Annotated in this window: 1 pseudogene; it reads right to left on the bottom strand. The window is 66.5% G+C overall.

Going from position 1 to position 1,464, the window contains the following annotated elements:
* Positions 1–368 precede the first annotated feature (368 nt).
* Positions 369–1,382, bottom strand: a pseudogene (locus NKH12_RS30385) (IS110 family RNA-guided transposase); the annotation flags it as partial.
* Between the last annotated feature and the right edge of the window lie 82 nt (positions 1,383–1,464).

Below are 1,464 nucleotides of genomic sequence, written 5' to 3'. Positions count from 1 at the left end.
GATCCATATGTGGACGGCGCCCTGTCTGCAATGGTTGGCGTCAGGCAGTTTCGATCGCTTGCGTCCATATGTCCGGCCTGTTGGTGCGGTCGTTTCGGCCGCTGGCCAAGGTGGGTTTCGCGACGCCCGTTCCAATCATGCCAGCGGTTTCCGTCGGCCAATGGATCCCTCGGAGTTTCGCGCGTCACGGATCGATCGATCACGCCATCTTCCTTCCGTTGCAAGCGCTTGTATTCCCGGTGTCTCTCCGTTGCGACCAGTCAGGGCATGGCGGCGTCGGACGGAGCCGCGGTCAAGGCTGGCCGCAGGCCACCGCCGCAGGCGGCGCCGGACGGCCTTGACCGCGGCGAGGCCGGTGCCAAACTGCCCGCTTGGTCGCAACGGTATGGCTCGCCCGTCACCATCATCTTCCAGGCGATGCGGGCGTTTTTGTTTGCCAGCGCCACCGCCGCCAGCTTTGGCGGCTTGCGTGCAAGCAGCGCGGCCAGCCACGGCGAGGCCGCGATGCGGCCGCGCCGCACCTGTTGGATGTGTGCCGTCGCACCCACCACCAGCACCTGCCGCAGCATCTCGTCGCCGGCCCGCGTGATCACCCCCAGCCGGGTCTTGCCGGCCGTCGAGTGGTTTTTCGGCGTCAGCCCCAGCCATGCCGCGAAGTCGCGTCCCGACCTGAACGCTGTTGCGTCGCCGACCTTGATGCCGAGCAGCGTTGCCCCGATCGGCCCGACGCCGGGCATCGCAGCCAGCTGCCGTGCGGTCTCGTCTTGGCGGTAATGGGCCACCAGCTTCTTCTCAAGCGCCGCCAGCCGGGTGCAGGTGGCGCGGTATTCCTCGCCGAGCATGTCGAACAGCTCCTGTGCCAGCGCCGGCACGCCATCATCGGCTGCAACGCGGGCCAGCAGCGGCTCGACATGGGCAAGGCCCTTCGCAGCCACCAGTCCGAACTCGGCCGCATGGCCGCGGATCGCATTGGAAAGCTGCGTGCGCCGCCGAACCATTTGCTCGCGCACCCCAAACAGCATCTGACCCGCCTGCTGCTCGACGCTCTTCACCGCCACGAAGCGGGTTCTCGGCCGGCTCATCGCCTCGCAGTTCGCCTCCGCATCGGCCGCGTCGTGCTTGCCGCGCCGCAAATAGGCCTTCACGTGCTGAGCCGCCATCAGCACCGGATCGTGGCCCAATGCCGACAGCGTGCGCGCCCAGTGATGCGAGCCGCCGCACGCCTCAAGCCCGACCTTCACCGGCGCCAACTTGGCGAAGAACGGAACGACCCCACGTCGCTGCAGCTTGCGGATCAGCACAGGCCGCTCCAAAGCGTCGACACCGTGCAATTGAAAAACACTCTTGGACGTATCCATGCCAATGCGGATAACCTGTTCCACGGACGGCTCCCTTGTTTGAGATCTCATACGACCTCACTCTGGCACATTCGATGCCGTCGGGCGCCGTCCACCCCATCATGCC

Source organism: Mesorhizobium sp. M1322, from assembly GCF_040318085.1.
In the GTDB taxonomy this organism is placed as follows: domain Bacteria; phylum Pseudomonadota; class Alphaproteobacteria; order Rhizobiales; family Rhizobiaceae; genus Mesorhizobium.
The sequence above is the reverse complement of the archived record's forward strand: the minus strand, read 5'-3'. Positions and strand labels throughout refer to the sequence as shown.